The sequence below is a fragment of the Pedobacter sp. B4419 genome, assembly GCF_059693725.1.
On the sequence record NZ_JCASSL010000001.1, the window covers coordinates 262,312 to 280,069 of the forward strand.

Here is a 17,758-nt window from a genome sequence, read left to right on the forward strand (position 1 = left end):
ATTAGCCTAAATTACAGCTTAATGACAGATAAGCGGGTTTGCGTTTATTACTTTTGTTGTCGCTAAATTAATAGGCTGTACCCATTTTGGAATATTTAAAGATTATTGCATTTACACATCAGCAGATAGACCTAAAAGCTTTAGGAAAGTTAGTTATATGTGAGCAGACGCTGGATGATAGGTTGAGGAATATCCAATCAGAGCTTGGCATCAAAGAAATATTTTATGTTGGCACCTGTAACCGTGTCGAATTTATATTTACTACGGCAGCTACGGTAGACAAAGCCTTTATTAACCGCTTTATGCATGTGCTTGATATGGGCCTGCCCGAAGAATACATGGAAAAGTTTATCGAAAACGTTTCGGTATACGAGCAGGGCGAAGCCTTTAACCATTTGTTGCGTACCTCTTGTTCTTTAGAGAGCTTGGTAGTTGGCGAGAAAGAAATTTTAGCCCAAGTACGTAAAGCCTACGAAGCTTGCCGTGTGGCTGGCTTTACCGGCGATTACATGCGCATGATCATGGATCGTGTAGTAAAAACAGCCAAGGAAGTTTATACCCATACCAATATTTCCAGAAATCCGGTTTCGGTAGTTTCATTGGCTTACCGCAAATTGCGCGAATTGAACATGTGCGGCAATGTACGCCTGCTTATTATTGGTGCAGGTGAGACCAACCTGAATATTGCGCAATACCTTAAAAAACACAAATATTCAAACTTTTCTGTTTTTAACAGAACCATAGAAAAAGCAGAAAGCTTAGCCAAAGCGCTAAACGGAACTGCCTATCCACTTTCGGCATTGGCCGATTATGACGCAGGTTTTGATGTGATCATCACTTGTACCGGCGCTACAGAACCTATCCTTACCCAAGAACTTTACACCAAACTGCTCAACGGCGATACTTCCAAAAAAGTAATCGTTGATTTGGCCGTTCCAAATGATACCGCTCCAGAAGTGGTTCAAAACTTCCCGATCCATTTCATCGAAGTAGAATCGCTAAAAGAAGTAGCCCGCAAAAATATTCAGGAACGCTATGATGAATTGATCCATGCCGAGCACATCATAGACGATAACATCAAAGAATTCGAGTCTGTATTACGTCAGCGCAAAATAGAAATTGCCATGAGCGATGTGCCTAAAAAGATCAAAGAAATTAAGCACACGGCCATGAATGCCATCTTTGCCGACGAAATCAATACGATGGACGATAACTCAAAAGCTGTTTTAGAACGCATCATGGATTACATGGAAAAAAAATGTATCAGCGTTCCGATGGTGATGGCCAAAGAAATTTTGGTTAAAAATAGCTAGATTTAACTCTGGGTTAATCATTTTCTTAGAATCCCCCTCTTTCGAATTTTTAATTAAATTTGCGAAAAACTAAAATTATAAGGTGAAGACAATTATTATCGGTACGCGTGGAAGCGATTTGGCATTATGGCAGGCAAACTATACTAAAGATAGGCTGGCCAGCATCGGTATTGATGCAGAATTAAAAATCATTAAAACACAGGGCGATAAAATCCTGAACCTACGGTTGGATAAACTGGAAGGCAAAGGTTTTTTTACCAAAGAGTTGGAAGAAGAACTGATGAACGGCAGCATTGACATTGCGGTTCACTCTCATAAAGATCTGCCAACAGTTAATCCTCCAGGACTAATTATTGCTGCAGTAACCGAGCGCGAAGACCCATCTGAGCTTTTGCTGATCCTTAAAGATTGTGTGGAAGTAAGCCAAAAACTATCGCTTAAAAAAGGAGCAATGGTAGGTACTTCTTCCAACCGTCGTAAAGCCCAGCTGTTGGCCTTACGTCCCGATTTAAACGTGGAAGATCTGCGTGGCAATGTGCCTACACGCATCCAAAAACTGCGTGATGAAGATTATGATGCCATTTTGTTGGCAAAAGCAGGTGTTAACCGCCTGAATATAGATTTAAGCGAATTCCATGTAGAAGTGGTAGATACTACAGAATTGGTTCCGGCTCCTGCGCAAGGCGCTTTAGCTATTCAGATCCGCGAAAGCGATAGCGAATTGTTTACTGCGTTACAACAGATCAATAATCAAGCTACTGCAGAAGAAATAGCCGTAGAACGCAAGGTGTTGAACCTTTTCGAAGGCGGATGCCACATGCCTTTAGGTTGCTATTGCAAAAAAGAAGATGGCCTTTTTGAGGTATGGACCTCTAAAGCCGAAACCGATGAGGATTTTCCAGATCGCTTGTTCCTAAGAGCAGAAAGTACAGAAGGCCTAGCGGAGAAGATCATCGCTAAATTTAACGCCGATCGCAAATTTCCAAGCAAGGTTTTCATCTCGAGAGAAATTGGCGAGCACAGCTATTTCAGAAAAGCATTAGAAAAACATCATATTGAAATAGATGGACGTTCGCTGATCCGTACTTTTCCAATCGTTAATATTTTAGATCCTTTCTTCCTTAAAAATGTAGACTGGGTCTTTTTCAGTAGCCGTAATGGGGTAGAATATTTCTTTAAACTTAATCCGGTACTTTCAAAAAAAGTGAAATTTGGTGTAGTTGGCCGTGGCTCTGAAGATACCTTGCGGAAATTTGGCCACCTAGCCGATTTTGTTGGTGAGAGCGGTGATATTGTAGAAGTGGCCGAAGAATTTGCCAAATTGGTACATGGACAAACGGTAATGTTCCCAAGAGCACAGGATTCGTTGCAGTCTATCCAAAAATCACTTGGTGAAGACACCAAAGTGGTTGATTTACCAATTTATGAAACCGTAACAGAAGACAACATCGACGGAACAGCCGCAGAGGTATTGATTTTTACCAGTCCATCAAATGTTGATGCCTACTTTGTAGACAATTTGTTGGAACCTGAGCAACAGGTCATCGCGATAGGAAATTCAACAGGAAAGAAATTTGAAGAGATGGGCGTGAAGTATATTTTGCCTTATTCGCCAGATGAAATCGGCTTGGCCGAAGCCGTTTTTGGAATAGATGTTAGGTAGCTGTTAGTTTTTAGTTGGAATGTTGAAACGTTTGAAAGTTGGAAGGTTTGCTGAGGCTAAACCTAATACTGCCCCCCTTTGGAGGGGTTAGGGGGAGAAAAAAGCAAAATTTCCCCAAATAAGCTAGCAGACTAATTAATCAGCGGCTAGTGAACCAATAAGCTAATGTTTGCTGAAGGTAAACTCTTCAGATTTGACAAAACACCAAGGCGCTTGTAAAAACAGATCACGAACTTTGAAGCCATAAATAAATTTTAAAGCACAATCATCTCGATACCTGTATCTTGATACTCAAATAAAAAACAATGTTGCAAAGACCCCGTAGGCTAAGAAAAAATCCTGTAGTAAGAGAATTGGTTGCCGAAACACGCCTGTCAAAGGATATGTTTATCTATCCTTATTTTGTAGTGCCAGGCAATGGCGTAACCAAAGCGATTGATGCGATGCCGGGCGTAAGCCATTTCTCTACCGATACCTTGTTAAAAGATGTAGAAAAGGGATTGGCCTTAGGTGTTAACAAGATCATGCTTTTTGGCGTTGGCGATGAGAAAAGCGACGATGCCCATTCTGCATACGATCCACATTCGTTAGTGCCTGTAGCCGTAAAAGAACTCAAGAAAAATTTTGGCGACGATTTGTATATCGTAACTGATGTTTGCGTATGTTCTTATACCACCCACGGCCATTGCGGTATTTTAAAAGACGATTATGTGCACAATGATGCTACCGTAGAATTGATTGCTAAAATGGCGCTTAACCACGCCGAGGCTGGCGCAGATATGTTGGCTCCTTCTGATATGATGGATGGTCGCGTTGCGGCAATCAGGCATAAATTAGATGGGAGTGGTTTTGAAAATGTAGCCATTATGTCGCATGCAACCAAGTTTGCATCAGCTTACTATGGCCCGTTTAGGGAGGCTGCCGATTGTGCGCCAAACAAAGGCGATAGAAAAGCCTACCAAATGGATTTCAGGAATGGTACCGAAGCAGTGAGAGAGGCCTTATTGGATGAGAGCGAAGGTGCTGATATCTTAATGGTAAAACCGGCTTTGGCCTACTTGGATATCATCAGCAAGCTGAAACAAAACACAGACCTGCCAATTGCCTGTTATAATGTATCGGGAGAATACTCGATGATCAAAGCAGCGGCACAAAAAGGCTGGATAGACGAACAAAAAGTAGTAATGGAAACCATGCACGCTTTTGCCAGGGCAGGAGCCAGCGTGATTACCACTTACCATATTAGAGATATTGTAGAGCAGAAATGGATGTAGTGGAGTGCTAAGTTCAGCGTTATAAGTTTTAGGTGCATGTACCACTTATTGCTTACAACGTATGACTTAAAACGTACCGCTTAAAACTTAATAAATGTTAGAATCATTAAAGAAAATTTTCTCGGGCAGTGAAGAAGAAATGCCGGTAAACACGAGCAGCAAGCCAGATATCAGTCGCGAAAAATCGGCTGCGCTTTATGCCAAGTCAAAAACTTATTTCCCTGGTGGGGTAAACTCGCCTGTTAGGGCATTTAAATCTGTTTACGGTACGCCATTGTTTATCCAAAAAGGCGATGGCTGCAATATTTGGGATGCCGATGGCAATCAGTTTATCGATTTCTGTGCCAGCTGGGGCCCATTGATTTTAGGCCATAACAACGCAAAGATCAGGGAAAAAGTAATTGAGGTGATGCAGAACGGAATGAGTTTTGGCGCACCTACTGCCTTAGAAAACGAATTGGCAGAGCTGATCATCAAAAACAACCGCTTTGTAGAGAAAATCCGTTTTACCAGCTCTGGTACAGAAGCCGTAATGTCGGCCATTAGGTTGGCCAGAGGTTATACAGGCAGAGATAAAATCATCAAATTTGAAGGTTGCTACCATGGTCACAGCGATTCGCTATTGGTTAAAGCAGGCTCGGGTTTGGTTACTTTTGGCGAAACTTCTTCTGCTGGCGTACCACAGGCATTTGCTGCGGAAACGATTGTGATTCCATTGAACGACACAAATGCCATTACCGAGGCTTTCGCTCAGTTTAAAGATCAGGTGGCTGCTGTAATTATTGAAGGTATTCCAGCCAATAATGGCCTTTTAATTCAAGATACGGCATATATCGAATTTTTAAGAGAAGCATGTACGGCCAATGGAGCCTTGTTGATTTTCGACGAGGTAATTACTGGTTTCAGGCTGGGTTTTGAAGGTGCGGCTGCGCACTATGGCATCAAGCCTGATATTGTGACCTATGGAAAAATTATAGGCGGTGGCTTGCCGGTAGGCATGTATGGCGCATCTGCCGAAATCATGGCTCATATTTCGCCAGATGGTGGTGTTTACCAAGCTGGAACCTTATCAGGAAATCCGGTAGCGATGGCTGCAGGGATTGCGACTTTAACCGAACTGCTGCGTTCTGGATTTTACAAAGACCTGAATGCCAAAGCTCAAGAGTTTGCCGAGAGCATCCAGCGTTTTGCAACTGCCAGAAACTATAAACTTAAGGTATTTACCATTGGTTCGATCTTCTGGTTTGCCTTTACCGATGCCGAGAAGATCCAAACGGCCGAAGATATTGATCCAGCCAGCATGGAAAAATTCAAGATGATGCACCGCGAATTGCTCAATAGGGGCATTTATTTGGGACCATCAGGCTACGAAGTTGGATTTGTTTCAGCTGCGCATACAAAAATTGACTTAGAGAAAGCAAAAAGAGCTATTTTTGATGCATTAGATCTCGTGTTTAGAAAATAATATAAGATAATGTCGCATTGAGCTTGTCGAAATGCTGAATATGATTTTAAAAAACAAATGAAAAAATCGATCTTAATATTCTACTTTTTGTTACTCTATGCCTTGCTAGAGATGTTTTGGTGGGGAACGGTGGTGATCCGTCTGCAACCTCAGCGCATGGCTATGGTAATGGGTGAAGGTTCTGTTTTCTTGTTTTTACTTTGTGTGGGTGCATATTTTATCCATGCCTCTATCAAAAAGGAAGATAAGCTACACGAACAGCAACAGAACTTTTTGTTGTCGGTAACGCACGAACTCAAATCGCCTTTGGCCGCAATTAAACTTTCTTTGCAAACCATTAAGAAAAGGGATTTAGACAAAGAACAGCAAACTACTTTGTTGCGCAATTCGTTAAAAGACATAGAGCGATTAGATGATTTGGTAGAGAATATGCTATTGGCCACCAAGATCGAAAGCCGTACTTATTCCTTTCCAAAAGAAGAGTTCGATTTTTCGGAACTCGTGAATAAAATCACTGATCGCCTGCAGGTACATTCTTGCGGAAACCAGCAATTGATCAATGCACAGATACAGCCTGACATTAAGGTAGTTGGCGATCAATTTGCACTTTCGTCTGTTGTAACCAATTTGGTAGAAAATGCGGTTAAATATTCAGGTCCTTGTGCCGAAATTGCAGTAGCGCTCTGTCAAAATGACGGAAAGCCCTTTTTAACGGTTTCAGACAAGGGTCCGGGCATTCCAGATAACGAAAAGATGCATATTTTTGATAAATTTTACCGTGTGGGAGATGAAAATGTCCGGAAATCGAAAGGTACCGGACTTGGCTTGTTTATTGTTAAAGAGGTATTACAAAACCACGACGCTGATATAAGCGTGAAAGATAACGTACCGCAAGGTGCAATTTTTGAAGTAACATTTAATTGATATGCCACAAAAATTAAGAATACTGTTGGTAGAAGACGAAGACCATTTGTTAGATGCCATTAAATTAAACCTCGAATTAGAAGGCTATAAAGTACATGCTGTTAAGGACGGCAAAACCGCATTGAAAGTGTTCAAAGAAGAACGTTTCAACCTCATCATCCTCGATGTAATGCTGCCGGAAATGGACGGCTTCCAAGTTTGCGAAACCATCCGTTTAGAAAACACCGAAGTGCCGATCTTGTTCCTTACCGCTAAAAATACCAGCGAAGACAGGGTAATGGGCCTTAAAAAAGGTGCCGACGATTATTTGGTAAAGCCTTTCAACTTGGAAGAGCTGATCTTGCGTGTTGGAATTTTGGTGAAACGCAGCTTGAAATCAGATGATTTAAAAGAACTGAACTCCTACAAAATCGGCGATAAAACCATTTATTTCAACTCTTTCGAATTGAAACAAGACGATGGCGTGGTAGTGCCTTTAACCAAAAAGGAAACCATGTTGTTGAAACTGTTGATCGAGCGTAAGAATGAAGCCGTATCGCGCGAGCAGATTTTAGAAACCGTTTGGAACTATGATGTGTATCCATCAACACGTACCATCGATAACTTTATCCTCACGTTCCGTAAATATTTTGAGCCAGACCAAAAAAATCCGGTGTATTTCCACTCGATTAGAGGAGTTGGCTATAAATTCACAGATGTTGCGCATTAATGTATAATACCAAGAGCAGATATGCGCTGATGGCCATTTTTGGTATTTCGGCGCTTGTAAGTTTATACTACAATCAATACCAGCTGGCTGCCATAGCCGGCTTTTTGTGTTTATTTGTACTATGGAGCCATTTTAAGCACAGCTCTGTTTTGTTGGCTTCGAAACATTTTAAGAATGCCGATTACAACAAGGCTGAAGAGGTGCTGAATGAAATCGGCAATCCAGATCGGCTGGCAAAAAACCGCCGTGGTTATTACGAGTTTATGCGCGCCAATATTGCTTTGCAACGCGAGGATTTTGATGTGGCAGAGCATCATTTTCAAATTGCAAGCCGTTTCCCATTGGGGGGCAAAAACGACAAAGCTTTTGTACTGATCCATTTGGCCAACTTGGCACTGCGCAAAAAAGATAGCGAACGTGCCATGGCTTATGTGAATAAAGCCAAAGAATTGGCTACCAGCTCGAGAGCACAAGAAATTATTAAAATTATAGAGAAAGAAGCCAATAACATGGCCTAATACCAGATGAACCCGACATGTTTAAAATAATTATTTAATATACATAGGAATAATTATTTTAAACATCAAAGGCTCCATCCAGCAAATAAAATACAACTATAACGGATGAACAATAACTTATTTTTAGACGCCGCCTTTTCAAAACCTACAGAACGTCCACCCGTTTGGATGATGCGCCAAGCTGGTCGCTTTATGCCTCAATATTGGGAAATCAAAAACAAGTACAGCTTTTTAGAGATGTGCAAAACCCCAGAAATTGCGGCAGATGTAACCATGTTGCCAGTTGACCTTTTGGGCATTGATGCGGCTATTTTATTTTCGGATATTCTGGTAACAGGCGAGGCCATGGGAGGCGATTTGAGCTTTACCCAAGGTGTAGGTCCTAAATTCGCTAATCCGGTACGTACTGCCGAAGATATTGAGCGTTTAGAAACAGATGTAATTGATCGTTTGCAATATGTAGCCGATGCCATTAAGGTGATCCAGCAACGCTTAAACGGGAGTATTCCGTTAATTGGTTTTGCGGGTGCGCCCTTTACCGTAATGAGCTATTTGGTAGAAGGTGGTTCTTCTAAAGACTTTAAAACCACCAAGCTATTAATCCATAACCATCCAGAACTGGCGCATAGGCTATTGGCTAAAATTGCCAAGGTAACCACCGATTACCTGAACCTGCAAATCGAAGCTGGAGTGAATGCCTTGCAACTTTTTGACAGTTGGGCATTGGCTTTATCTTGGAACGATTATCAAGAGTTTTCGCATCAATACAACCAGCAGATCATTGCTGGATTGAACAGAACCAATGTTCCTGTCATTTCTTTCTGCAAAGGCAGTTCGGTATTTGCGCCAATTATGGCCACTGCAAAGCCTGATGTAGTTTCGATCGACTGGAATGCAGATTTATTGAACATCAAGAAAGCCTTGCCGGCCAATATCGCTGTTCAAGGCAATTTGGATCCACATATCTTGTATGCAGATCAACCGGTAATCAAGAAACACATTTTACAGCTGTTTGAGCGCATGCGTGGCGAAAACGGTTTTATATTTAACCTGGGGCATGGCATTATGCCGGATATTCCTTTCGATAATGTAAAATATGCCATTGAGGTGGTGAAGGAGTTTAAGTACTAAGTTTATCGATTTAAGGTCTGTGGCTCACAGACCTTATTGACGGTATATATGATTGATGGTTAAATGATCTATGGTCTGTGACTTAAGATGATGATAATTTTTGCTATATTTGATAAGCTAATTTAATCACAATGACTGTTAAATCATTAAAAGACGAAGACAAACTACCCTTAAAAACAGTGATCAAAGCTGTCCATAAAAAAATGGAGGATATTATTCGTGTGGTTGATGCATTGAACCTCGGCAGAACAGAAGTGAAGGCGGATGGGGTTTATAGAACATTTGGAGACGGTCAGGTTGTACGTATTGCAGCTGGCGATTTCAGAAAGAAACGTATCACCAGCAAGCGTATTAAGTTGTTCTAATGTCTTCTAGGCCAAAACTCCGGATTTTTGCCGGTCCTAATGGCTCTGGTAAAACCACATTGTTTGATTCGATAAAGTCAATATATTTTTCTACAAGGCTATTTATTAATGCCGATTTTCTTGAAGAACAATTTAAGAAAAACAAATTCATTAATCTTTCCGATTACAGTCTTTCAATAACAGAAGGAATGTTTGCAAGATTTTGCAAAGCAAGTGGCTTATTCGCAAAGGCACTATTCTCTGAAGAAACATGGAATTTAAGTGTTAAGGAAAATGTGATTGTCCAGACAAATAATGATATCCTAACTACTTATAATTCTTATCATTTTGCAATCATAGCCGATTTTATAAGGCAGCAACTTATTGAAGATGAGCAATCATTTTCGTTTGAAACGGTGTTTTCTCACCCTTCTAAGCTAGATTTGATAGATTTTGCCCATCAGCATAATTATAAAGTCTATTTGTATTTTATTGGAACAGAGACGCCGATCATGAATTTGGAACGGGTAAAAGATCGAATTAAGAAGGGTGGCCATTTCGTGGATGAAGATAAAATTGAAAAGCGCTATTTTTTGACAATGGATTTACTACCCGATATGATTAAAAAGGTAGATGAAGTTTATCTTTGGGACAATTCTGGATTAAAGCATCAATTTGTAGGCAGTATTAAAGATGGGTTTATTCAATTTGAACAATTAACCATTCCAGCTTGGGTTGATAGTTACGTATTGAAAAAATTAAAGGTATAAATGGAAGAATATTACAGGTATTTTTTAGCGGTACATGTGGTGTTTGTCATCAGTTGGATGGCGGGGCTATTTTATATCCTGAGCCTATTTATTTACCACACCGAGGCTAATGCAAAGGAAGAACCCGAACGCAGTATTTTGTTAGCCCAATTTACCAAGATGGAGGCCACGCTGTGGAAGATTATTGCCACTCCGGCAATGATCATTTCTGTATTGGCAGGTTGCTCCATGCTGTACCTTAATTCGAGTCTGCTCAATGAAGATTGGATGTTGGTAAAACTAGGCTTCGTAGTTGCCCTACTCGTTTACCATTTTATCTGTCAACGTATCATGAAGCAGTTGCGTGCTGGTATTTACAAACTGAACAGCTTTAAGCTGAGGCTTTGGCGCGAGCTAGCTACGATCTTTATGGTGGCTATCGTATTTATCGTGATCCTTAAAAATGCGGTAAACTGGATTTATGGCCTCATCGGCATTATGGGCTTGGCTATGGTGATTATGATGGGCGTGAAATTCTACAAAAAGATCAGAGAGAAAAAAGAAAAATAATTATTCCCGAAGCATGAAGAAACAGCTACTTACTTTGTTATTGATTTGCACAGGCTGTTTTGCGCAGGCCCAATTTAACAACGAAGCCATATTTAACCGCATTCGTCCGGCCGATAGTTTAGACAAAGAGCTTCACTTTAATTTCTACAATTTCAACTATGTTAGAAATTACGAGTATTCCAACAAATTTCATGATGGTTATACTTTGTACGGTACGCAATTAGAACCGCAATTGGTCTATTTTGCCAATCCAAACCTGGCCATTACCGCAGGGGCCTATTTGCGCAAGGATTTTGGAAGAGAAGGAATTTATGATGCTAAGCCTTTGTTTAATATCAAATACCATAAACGCAATTTAACCTTGGTTTTTGGTAGCTTAGAGGGTAATATTCAACATGGCTACATTGAGCCGATTTATGATTTTGAGCGAAAAATTACTACGCCAATCGAGTATGGTACCCAGTTATTGATCGAACGGGAAAAATTTAAGCTCGATGGCTGGATTGCCTGGCAAAAAATGATCTACAAAGGCTCGCCAGAAAAGGAAGAAATCATTGGTGGTGCGAATACAGAAACTACTTTAGGCCAATGGTCTGGATGGAAGCTGAGTTTCCCCGCACAGTTTTTGGCCTATCACCAAGGGGGCCAGATCGACTTGTTGAAAGAGATCCCAATCAGTACCCTATTTAATGGTGCTACTGGTTTAAAGTTGCATAAAACAATTGGTGGTAACGTAAAAGAGGTTTATACAGATAACTATGTTGCTGTTTACAAAGATTTTTCGCCTACTAAAGTCCGTGCTTACCAAGGCGGGTTCGGTCTCTGGCTAAATGCCGGTGTAGATACCAAATGGGGAAGCCTATTGGCTTCTTATTGGAAGGGAAATAACTTTATCACCATTAAGGGAATGCCTTTGTACCAATCGGTTTCTGATAACCTGTACGATAAAGGCTTTAAGCAGAGTGGCAGGAACATCATTGCCTTAAGGTACGCCTACCAAAAGGAATTGGTGCCGCATTTGTACCTCGACGTACGTTTTGAACCTCACCTGGATTTGGATCATTCTGATTCGCAATTGCAATTTAACCACTCCTTATTCTTAACCTACAAAGAAGATTTCAAGCTGTTTAAGGCGAAGCGATAGTCGTTTATTCTTGTCCGGTAACAATGCTGGAGTCTTTGCACCTGTTTACTGGTTTTGGCCTAGTTAAAACTAAGGAGCTAGGCGTAGTTTGCTTTTGGCATCTACAACGTCAGCTTTTATTGAGGTGGTATTCTTATTGACTTCAATGTTGTTCTAAATTTCTGCCTTGTTGGCTAGCATTGAAGCGATAATGGTCAGGATAATATAGCTCCAAAATTGTAAATATGTCTTAACGTATGTTCTAATTGTTGTCTTTCTTACATAATTTATGTAACTTAATTTTTACTTTACTATTTAACTAAAATTTAAGTTAATTATTTTGGCGTTGGCTAGCTTAGAATTTGATTCGACTACAATATTATTTGATAAAATATAATGGCTTAAATGACTAGGCATAAAGATTATACAGATGAAGAGCTATTGGCAGAATTGATGGAAGATGACAGTGAAGCGTTTATAAAGATTTTCCAGAAATATTTTGAACGGTTGATTTCTTATGCCCATCAAAAATTAAATAACAAGCAGGAGAGCCAAGATGTTGTTCAAGATGTTTTTATGAAGCTATATGAAAATAAGGCACAACTGATAGGAATTAGAAATTTATCTGCATACCTGCACAAGGCCGTCTTAAATAGAGTTTTTGATATCTACAAACACAATTTCGTAGTAAATAAATATGCCGTAGTTAATAAGAAGGAAGGCACTATAGAAAATGCCGATTTTTTAATAAGGGAAAAGGAAGCGCAGGTGATCATTGACAATGTAATCAGCAAGATGCCTGAAAAGATGCGTGAAATATTCATCCTAAAAAAGATACACCATTTAACAGCCAATCAAATAGCGCAAAAGCTAAACCTATCAGAGTTCACGGTTTCTACGCAGCTCAAACGGGCATCCAAATTGTTTAAAAACAATACCCAAGAATTTATGATGCTTCTATTTTTTTTAATGAATTCTTAATGGCCTGTACCTAATTCGTTTTGCTAAATCGTCTTGTTATTTAAAAAGCAGTTTTTTTAATGAAACAAGAAATAGTAGAAATTTTTAATAAAATCAAATCAGGTACTTCAACAGCCGCTGAAGATGAAATTTTTAGCAACTGGCTACATGAGTTCAAGCATAAAGATGCTTTACTGAGCGATACAGAAATAGCAACTGCACAAGCGGCTGTTTGGCAAAATATAGCGGACAGAATAAAAAATAATCCAACTAAAAAGCATAGACTTTGGGCTCTAATACCCGCCTCAATTGCGGCAGCGGTAGCGTTGCTTGTCATCTTTTTTGGCATCGAAACAAAAAAATCCCCAACTAACCTTGTTGCAGCCGTTCAGGATAAGGCCCCAATCAACGGGTTGCCATACGTTGAACTTGCAGATGGAACCACTATTAAAATAAACTATAAAAATCAGGGAGACCTTAAAAAAGCGGGAATAATAACCAGCCGACTCGCAAACGGATTGGTTGTTTATAAGCTTGTAGCTATTACTGCCGAAACGAAGGAGCTTAAATACAATAAAATTTATACTCCAAAAGGCGGTAATTTTTTAATAGAACTTTCTGATGGAACCACTGTACAGCTAAACGCTTTTTCTTCATTAACCTATCCCAATTTTTTTAACGAAACCGAAAGGAGCGTAACACTCTCTGGAGAAGCTTTTTTTAAAGTGAAAAAACTTCAAAACCAGGCGCATAAAGTTCCTTTTTACGTTTTGACTAAGAACCAAAAGGTAGAAGTTTTGGGCACCGAGTTTAATGTAGCCGCCTATGATGAAGATGATTTTACCACCACCACCTTAATTGAGGGCAAGGTGAGTGTAAACAAGATCGGAAGCGATACAAAAGAGATTCTCTCGCCAGGGCAGCAATCGTTGCTTTTAGCCAATAGCGATAAAATAAAAATAAGCAATGTAAACGTAGGAGGGGCTATTGCCTGGACGGAAGGGAATTTCTTTTTTGCAGATTCCTATTTAAAAGATATCCTGAAAAGCATTTCGAGATGGTATGATGTAGAAGTTGATTTGGAAAATGTGCCCAATACCAGATATAATGTTTTTATATCCAGAAGCAACAACCTTTCGATGGTGTTAAAAATGCTTGAAAAAACAGGTGACCTTCATTTTAGACTAATCAATAACAAAATACAAATTGAAAAATAAATGCCTATGAAAAACTAAACTACACAGCCAACCAAACAACCAAACAAATCAATATTGTCTCGTAAATTGATTTTGCGAGACAATGCTGAACAGCTACCTGATCTTAAAGGGTATTCAAACTAACCACTATTTGAAAATTTAAAAACAAACTTTATGAAGTTTAACTATCTGTACAAGTTTTTGTACGGCCTATTTTGTTATATCACAAATTATAACAAGGTTTCTCTAAGTATCATAAGAACCACCAAACTAACTGTAATTCTGATCATAGCACTGTCGATACAGCTATCGGCAAAAGGTTTTTCACAGGGAATTACCTTGAATATCAAAAATGAAACATTGGTTTCCGTATTGCAGGAGATAAGAAGGCAAAGCGGCTATAAATTAATTTACAATACAGACCTTATCGAAAAGGCAAAGCCCGTATCACTTTCTATCAAGGATTTTTCTGTTAAGGAGGCAATGGATTTGGTGCTTAGCAATCAGGCACTAGGGTACGAAATAGAAAACGAAACTATTTTAATCCAACCTAAAAAAACCACGCCGGTGAAGCAGGAAAGGCAAGTCGTGATTACCGGAAGGATAATGGATACGAGCAAGCAACCGCTACCAGGTGCCTCTATAAGCGAAAAGGATACCAAAAATTTTGCTATTGCTAACGAAAAGGGCGAGTTCAAGCTATCAATCTCGAAAATGGGAGTTGCCGTGGTTGCAAATTATATTGGATATAACAGTAAAGAAGTTATTGTGAATTCGACGGAGATCGATATTGTCTTGACGATGAAGGAAAGCACCCTGAACCAAGTAATTGTAACAGGTTTTCAGAAATTGGACAAGACCAAGTTTACAGGTTCTGTAAGTCAGGTCGATTTAAAGACCATCGACAGGTCTGGTTCGGTTGATGTTTCGAGAATGTTGCAAGGTGCCGCCGCTGGGGTAAGCGTTCAAAATGTATCGGGTACATTTGGTACTACTCCAAAAATCAGAATCAGGGGTAATGCCTCTATCAGTGCCAACCAAGAGCCATTGTACGTAGTTAATGGCGTTCCGATTACCTCGCCTTCGAGTGTGAGCGTGAGCCAATTGTATTCTGGCGATCCTGCCAGTTTATTGGGGTCTGCTATTGCTGGGCTAAATGCGCAGGATATCGAGGATATCGTTATTTTGAAAGACGGCTCTGCAACGTCGTTGTACGGTACCAGAGCAGCAAATGGTGTTATTTCTATCACGACCAAATCGGGCAAAAAGAACCAGCAAAACATCAATTATAGTTCTGCGATTTCTTATGGCATTAAACCACGCATCAAAAATTTTAATGTGATGGACTCGTATCAGGAAATGGACTTTTATAATGAGCTTTACGATAAAGGCTATTTTGCAAATTCTAACTGGCCTGCAAGCACAGGTGCTTTTACCGAAACGTATCGCAGATATGCCTTGAGGGAAATAAGCCAAGGGCAGGCTTATGCAGAGCTGGACAAATCTGCTAATGCCAATACCGACTGGTTTGATGTATTGTTCAAAAACAATATACTGCAAGAACATAACCTGTCTTTTTCGGGCGGTGGCGATAAGCATACTTACTACCTTTCTGGCAGCTATGCCAATGACAACGGACAGGCCATGGGCTTTAATATGGATAGGCTAACAACCGATTTCAGGACCATTTTTAATTTAAGCCCCAAAATAGATCTGGATATAGATCTTAATTGGAATTTACGTAACCAGGCTACACCGGGTGCATTAAACAGTGGCACTTCTTTTTCTGAGGTTTCACGACAGTTCGAAATAAACCCTACTTTGTACGCAATGAATACCGCAAGGTCCATGTACCCTTATAATGAAGATGGGTCTTATAAATACTACTTAAATAATTATGCACCCTTTAATATTATAGAAGAGCTTAACGAAAATTTCACTAAGCTGAAAACGCAAACCGTCCAATTAATGGTAAAACCTACCGTTAAATTATTTCCGTTCTTAAAGTACGAAGGTGCATTTGCGGTTAGAAAATCGAAAACCAGCTACGATCATGTGATAACAGAACGGTCAAATGCAGCCAATGCTTATCGTGTCGCTGATAATGATGTATTAAGAACGGCCAATCCATTGCTCTTTAAAGACCCGACTAATCCGTTGGCAGTGCCAGAAACCATATTGCCAAAAGGTGGCTTTATTTATTCTAGAAATAATGCCAACAACTATTATTTCATCAGGAACATGTTAACCTTCAATAAAACATGGGAAAAGCATTTTCTTAATGTGTTGACGGGTATGGATATTACCAGCAACAGAACCGATTACGAATATACCAAGGGCATAGGATATATGTATTATGGTGGAAAAATTATTTCCCCGAGCGATTTGGCTTATAAGCAATCAGTTTTAAATGATGATAGGCTGTACCAAGAATCGTTTATTGATGAAGCCTTGGTGGGATATTATGGCAATCTGCAATACTCTTACTTGAGCAGGTATAACTTAGAAGGGGGCATGCGCCTTGATGCCAGCAACATGTTCGGTAAGCTCACTAAATCCAAGTTTTTGCCAAACTACAATGTAGGGGTTTCATGGAATGTAGATAGAGAACCGTTTTTTGCCAAGATAAACAGCGAAAAAAATATCGACTACTTAAAACTTAAGGCCAGCTATGCCTTAAGGGGCAATGCCTACCAAAACTCGCCCACAAGGAGCGCCTTGTATGTGAACAAAAACAGATTGGACAATGAAAATAGCGAACTGGGGGTTAATATATCAACACCAGAACTATACAATTTAAACTGGGAGAAAGATTTTACTACCAATCTTGGATTTGATATAGGCTTGTTCGGAAAAATAAACCTCACTGCCGAATATTACAACCGTAAAAACAAAGATTTAATTAGTTCGGTAAATGTTGCGCAAGAAGAAGGCTTTGTTACCAAAACCATCAATTATGCCAGTATGACAAATAAAGGAATTGACATCATGTTGGGCATAAAAGACATTTTGAATAAAGAAAACTTGAAATGGGACGTCAACTTTATTTACGGCTATGTAAAAAACAAGGTAGTTAAAGGTGAATTGGAAACCGCGCTGCTCACTCAAATTACTCGATCAACAGGTTATCCGCTAAACGGTTATCCATTAGAGGGTATTTACGCATTTAGATTCAATGGGCTAAATCAAGATGGTAGACCAACATTTTTAAGAGGCGATAAGGTGGTGAACAATATTCCAACCTCAGAGAAAGACAGATCTCTAATACAATATATGGGAACCCGTCAGCCAACAACAACAGGCTCGATTTCTACTAACTTATCTTATAAAGGTTTCGATTTTAGGATTTTCCTAACCTACTCGTTGGGGCATAAGGTTTTCATGACGCCGATAGCACAGCGATCGTACTTTGACAATGCCTCAACATCGGGCGATTTGGCCTACCGTTGGGGAACCCCAGGCGATGAAAACTACACGAACATTCCTGGTTTGCTAAGCAGTATTCAACGCGTTTATTTGTCAACAATTTCTAACATGGACGAAGTAGCCTACAATAGAAGTGATTTTAGGCTCGCTAGTGGCAATAACCTCCGTTTGAGCGAGGTGATGGTATCGTACGATTTAAATAAAAAATACCTTAGCAGGCTTGGTGGTGTAAAAAGTGCAAGGATAACGCTTTCTGCTAACAACATGTATTATTGGGCAAGTAAAAAGCTAAGGGGAGTTGATCCAGATTTATTATTGGCTGGTGGCGTCGCCTTGCCTAATCCAAAATCATTCTCATTAAGGTTAGCCGTTGGCTTATAAACACAAAACATT

15 protein-coding genes are annotated in these 17,758 nt (G+C 39.9%); all 15 read left to right on the forward strand.

What is annotated here, in order from left to right; translation table 11 throughout:
* Nucleotides 1-86 precede the first annotated feature (86 nt).
* The 15 genes from hemA to AC570H_RS01025 all read left to right on the forward strand — a co-directional run bounded on the left by hemA (nt 87) and on the right by AC570H_RS01025 (nt 17,746).
* The gene (gene hemA / locus AC570H_RS00955; RefSeq protein WP_497350770.1) at nt 87-1,313 is read left to right on the forward strand and encodes a glutamyl-tRNA reductase; all 1,227 of its coding nucleotides are present in this window, start codon (nt 87-89) and stop codon (nt 1,311-1,313) included.
* Between the two features lie 82 nt (nt 1,314-1,395).
* Complete coding sequence (gene hemC / locus AC570H_RS00960) at nt 1,396-2,976, forward strand: hydroxymethylbilane synthase (protein ID WP_497350772.1); 1,581 nt, start codon at nt 1,396-1,398, stop codon at nt 2,974-2,976.
* A 305-nt stretch (nt 2,977-3,281) separates the two neighbouring features.
* On the forward strand, nt 3,282-4,250 hold the full coding sequence (gene hemB / locus AC570H_RS00965; protein ID WP_497350774.1) for a porphobilinogen synthase: 969 nt from the start codon (nt 3,282-3,284) through the stop codon (nt 4,248-4,250).
* A gap of 94 nt (nt 4,251-4,344) precedes the next feature.
* On the forward strand, nt 4,345-5,715 hold the full coding sequence (hemL, locus tag AC570H_RS00970) for a glutamate-1-semialdehyde 2,1-aminomutase (RefSeq protein ID WP_497350776.1): 1,371 nt from the start codon (nt 4,345-4,347) through the stop codon (nt 5,713-5,715).
* A gap of 57 nt (nt 5,716-5,772) precedes the next feature.
* Nucleotides 5,773-6,639 (forward strand): sensor histidine kinase, encoded by an 867-nt coding sequence (locus tag AC570H_RS00975; protein WP_497350778.1) that lies wholly within the window; start codon nt 5,773-5,775, stop codon nt 6,637-6,639.
* 1 nt (nt 6,640) lies between these two features.
* Complete coding sequence (locus tag AC570H_RS00980; RefSeq protein WP_199141719.1) at nt 6,641-7,348, forward strand: response regulator transcription factor; 708 nt, start codon at nt 6,641-6,643, stop codon at nt 7,346-7,348.
* Nucleotides 7,348-7,866 carry a SusR-related protein gene (locus AC570H_RS00985; protein WP_497350780.1) on the forward strand — a complete coding sequence of 173 codons (519 nt, stop codon included), beginning with the start codon at nt 7,348-7,350 and terminating at the stop codon, nt 7,864-7,866. Before AC570H_RS00980 ends, AC570H_RS00985 begins: the two co-directional genes overlap by 1 nt.
* A gap of 105 nt (nt 7,867-7,971) precedes the next feature.
* Complete coding sequence (hemE, locus tag AC570H_RS00990) at nt 7,972-8,997, forward strand: uroporphyrinogen decarboxylase (RefSeq protein WP_497350782.1); 1,026 nt, start codon at nt 7,972-7,974, stop codon at nt 8,995-8,997.
* A gap of 131 nt (nt 8,998-9,128) precedes the next feature.
* Nucleotides 9,129-9,362, forward strand: a complete 234-nt coding sequence (locus tag AC570H_RS00995; RefSeq protein WP_497350784.1) for a hypothetical protein — start codon at nt 9,129-9,131, stop codon at nt 9,360-9,362.
* Entirely contained in the window at nt 9,362-10,111 is a 750-nt protein-coding gene (locus AC570H_RS01000) for an ATPase (protein ID WP_497350786.1), read from the forward strand. The genes AC570H_RS00995 and AC570H_RS01000 overlap by 1 nt, the downstream gene beginning before the upstream one ends.
* A complete protein-coding gene (locus AC570H_RS01005) occupies nt 10,112-10,660 on the forward strand; it encodes a CopD family protein (RefSeq protein ID WP_497350788.1) in 549 nt (182 codons plus the stop codon). It begins immediately after the preceding gene.
* Between the two features lie 13 nt (nt 10,661-10,673).
* Nucleotides 10,674-11,804 (forward strand): lipid A deacylase, encoded by a 1,131-nt coding sequence (locus AC570H_RS01010; RefSeq protein WP_497350790.1) that lies wholly within the window; start codon nt 10,674-10,676, stop codon nt 11,802-11,804.
* A gap of 384 nt (nt 11,805-12,188) precedes the next feature.
* Entirely contained in the window at nt 12,189-12,764 is a 576-nt protein-coding gene (locus AC570H_RS01015) for an RNA polymerase sigma factor (RefSeq protein WP_497350792.1), read from the forward strand.
* Nucleotides 12,765-12,823: 59 nt separating this feature from the next.
* The gene (locus AC570H_RS01020; RefSeq protein WP_497350794.1) at nt 12,824-13,960 is read left to right on the forward strand and encodes a FecR family protein; all 1,137 of its coding nucleotides are present in this window, start codon (nt 12,824-12,826) and stop codon (nt 13,958-13,960) included.
* A gap of 153 nt (nt 13,961-14,113) precedes the next feature.
* Nucleotides 14,114-17,746, forward strand: a complete 3,633-nt coding sequence (locus AC570H_RS01025; protein WP_497350795.1) for a SusC/RagA family TonB-linked outer membrane protein — start codon at nt 14,114-14,116, stop codon at nt 17,744-17,746.
* The last annotated feature ends 12 nt before the right edge of the window (nt 17,747-17,758 follow it).

What these genes read in the sequence shown, in the direction of transcription:
- hemB (WP_497350774.1), top strand. Translation starts at nt 3,282, where the DNA reads ATGTTGCAAAGACCCCGTAGGCTAAGAAAAAATCCTGTAGTAAGAGAA.
- hemL (WP_497350776.1), top strand. Translation starts at nt 4,345, where the DNA reads ATGTTAGAATCATTAAAGAAAATTTTCTCGGGCAGTGAAGAAGAAATG.
- AC570H_RS00975 (WP_497350778.1), top strand. Translation starts at nt 5,773, where the DNA reads ATGAAAAAATCGATCTTAATATTCTACTTTTTGTTACTCTATGCCTTG.
- AC570H_RS00980 (WP_199141719.1), top strand. Translation starts at nt 6,641, where the DNA reads ATGCCACAAAAATTAAGAATACTGTTGGTAGAAGACGAAGACCATTTG.
- AC570H_RS00985 (WP_497350780.1), top strand. Translation starts at nt 7,348, where the DNA reads ATGTATAATACCAAGAGCAGATATGCGCTGATGGCCATTTTTGGTATT.
- hemE (WP_497350782.1), top strand. Translation starts at nt 7,972, where the DNA reads ATGAACAATAACTTATTTTTAGACGCCGCCTTTTCAAAACCTACAGAA.
- AC570H_RS00995 (WP_497350784.1), top strand. Translation starts at nt 9,129, where the DNA reads ATGACTGTTAAATCATTAAAAGACGAAGACAAACTACCCTTAAAAACA.
- AC570H_RS01000 (WP_497350786.1), top strand. Translation starts at nt 9,362, where the DNA reads ATGTCTTCTAGGCCAAAACTCCGGATTTTTGCCGGTCCTAATGGCTCT.
- AC570H_RS01005 (WP_497350788.1), top strand. Translation starts at nt 10,112, where the DNA reads ATGGAAGAATATTACAGGTATTTTTTAGCGGTACATGTGGTGTTTGTC.
- AC570H_RS01010 (WP_497350790.1), top strand. Translation starts at nt 10,674, where the DNA reads ATGAAGAAACAGCTACTTACTTTGTTATTGATTTGCACAGGCTGTTTT.
- AC570H_RS01015 (WP_497350792.1), top strand. Translation starts at nt 12,189, where the DNA reads ATGACTAGGCATAAAGATTATACAGATGAAGAGCTATTGGCAGAATTG.
- AC570H_RS01020 (WP_497350794.1), top strand. Translation starts at nt 12,824, where the DNA reads ATGAAACAAGAAATAGTAGAAATTTTTAATAAAATCAAATCAGGTACT.
- AC570H_RS01025 (WP_497350795.1), top strand. Translation starts at nt 14,114, where the DNA reads ATGAAGTTTAACTATCTGTACAAGTTTTTGTACGGCCTATTTTGTTAT.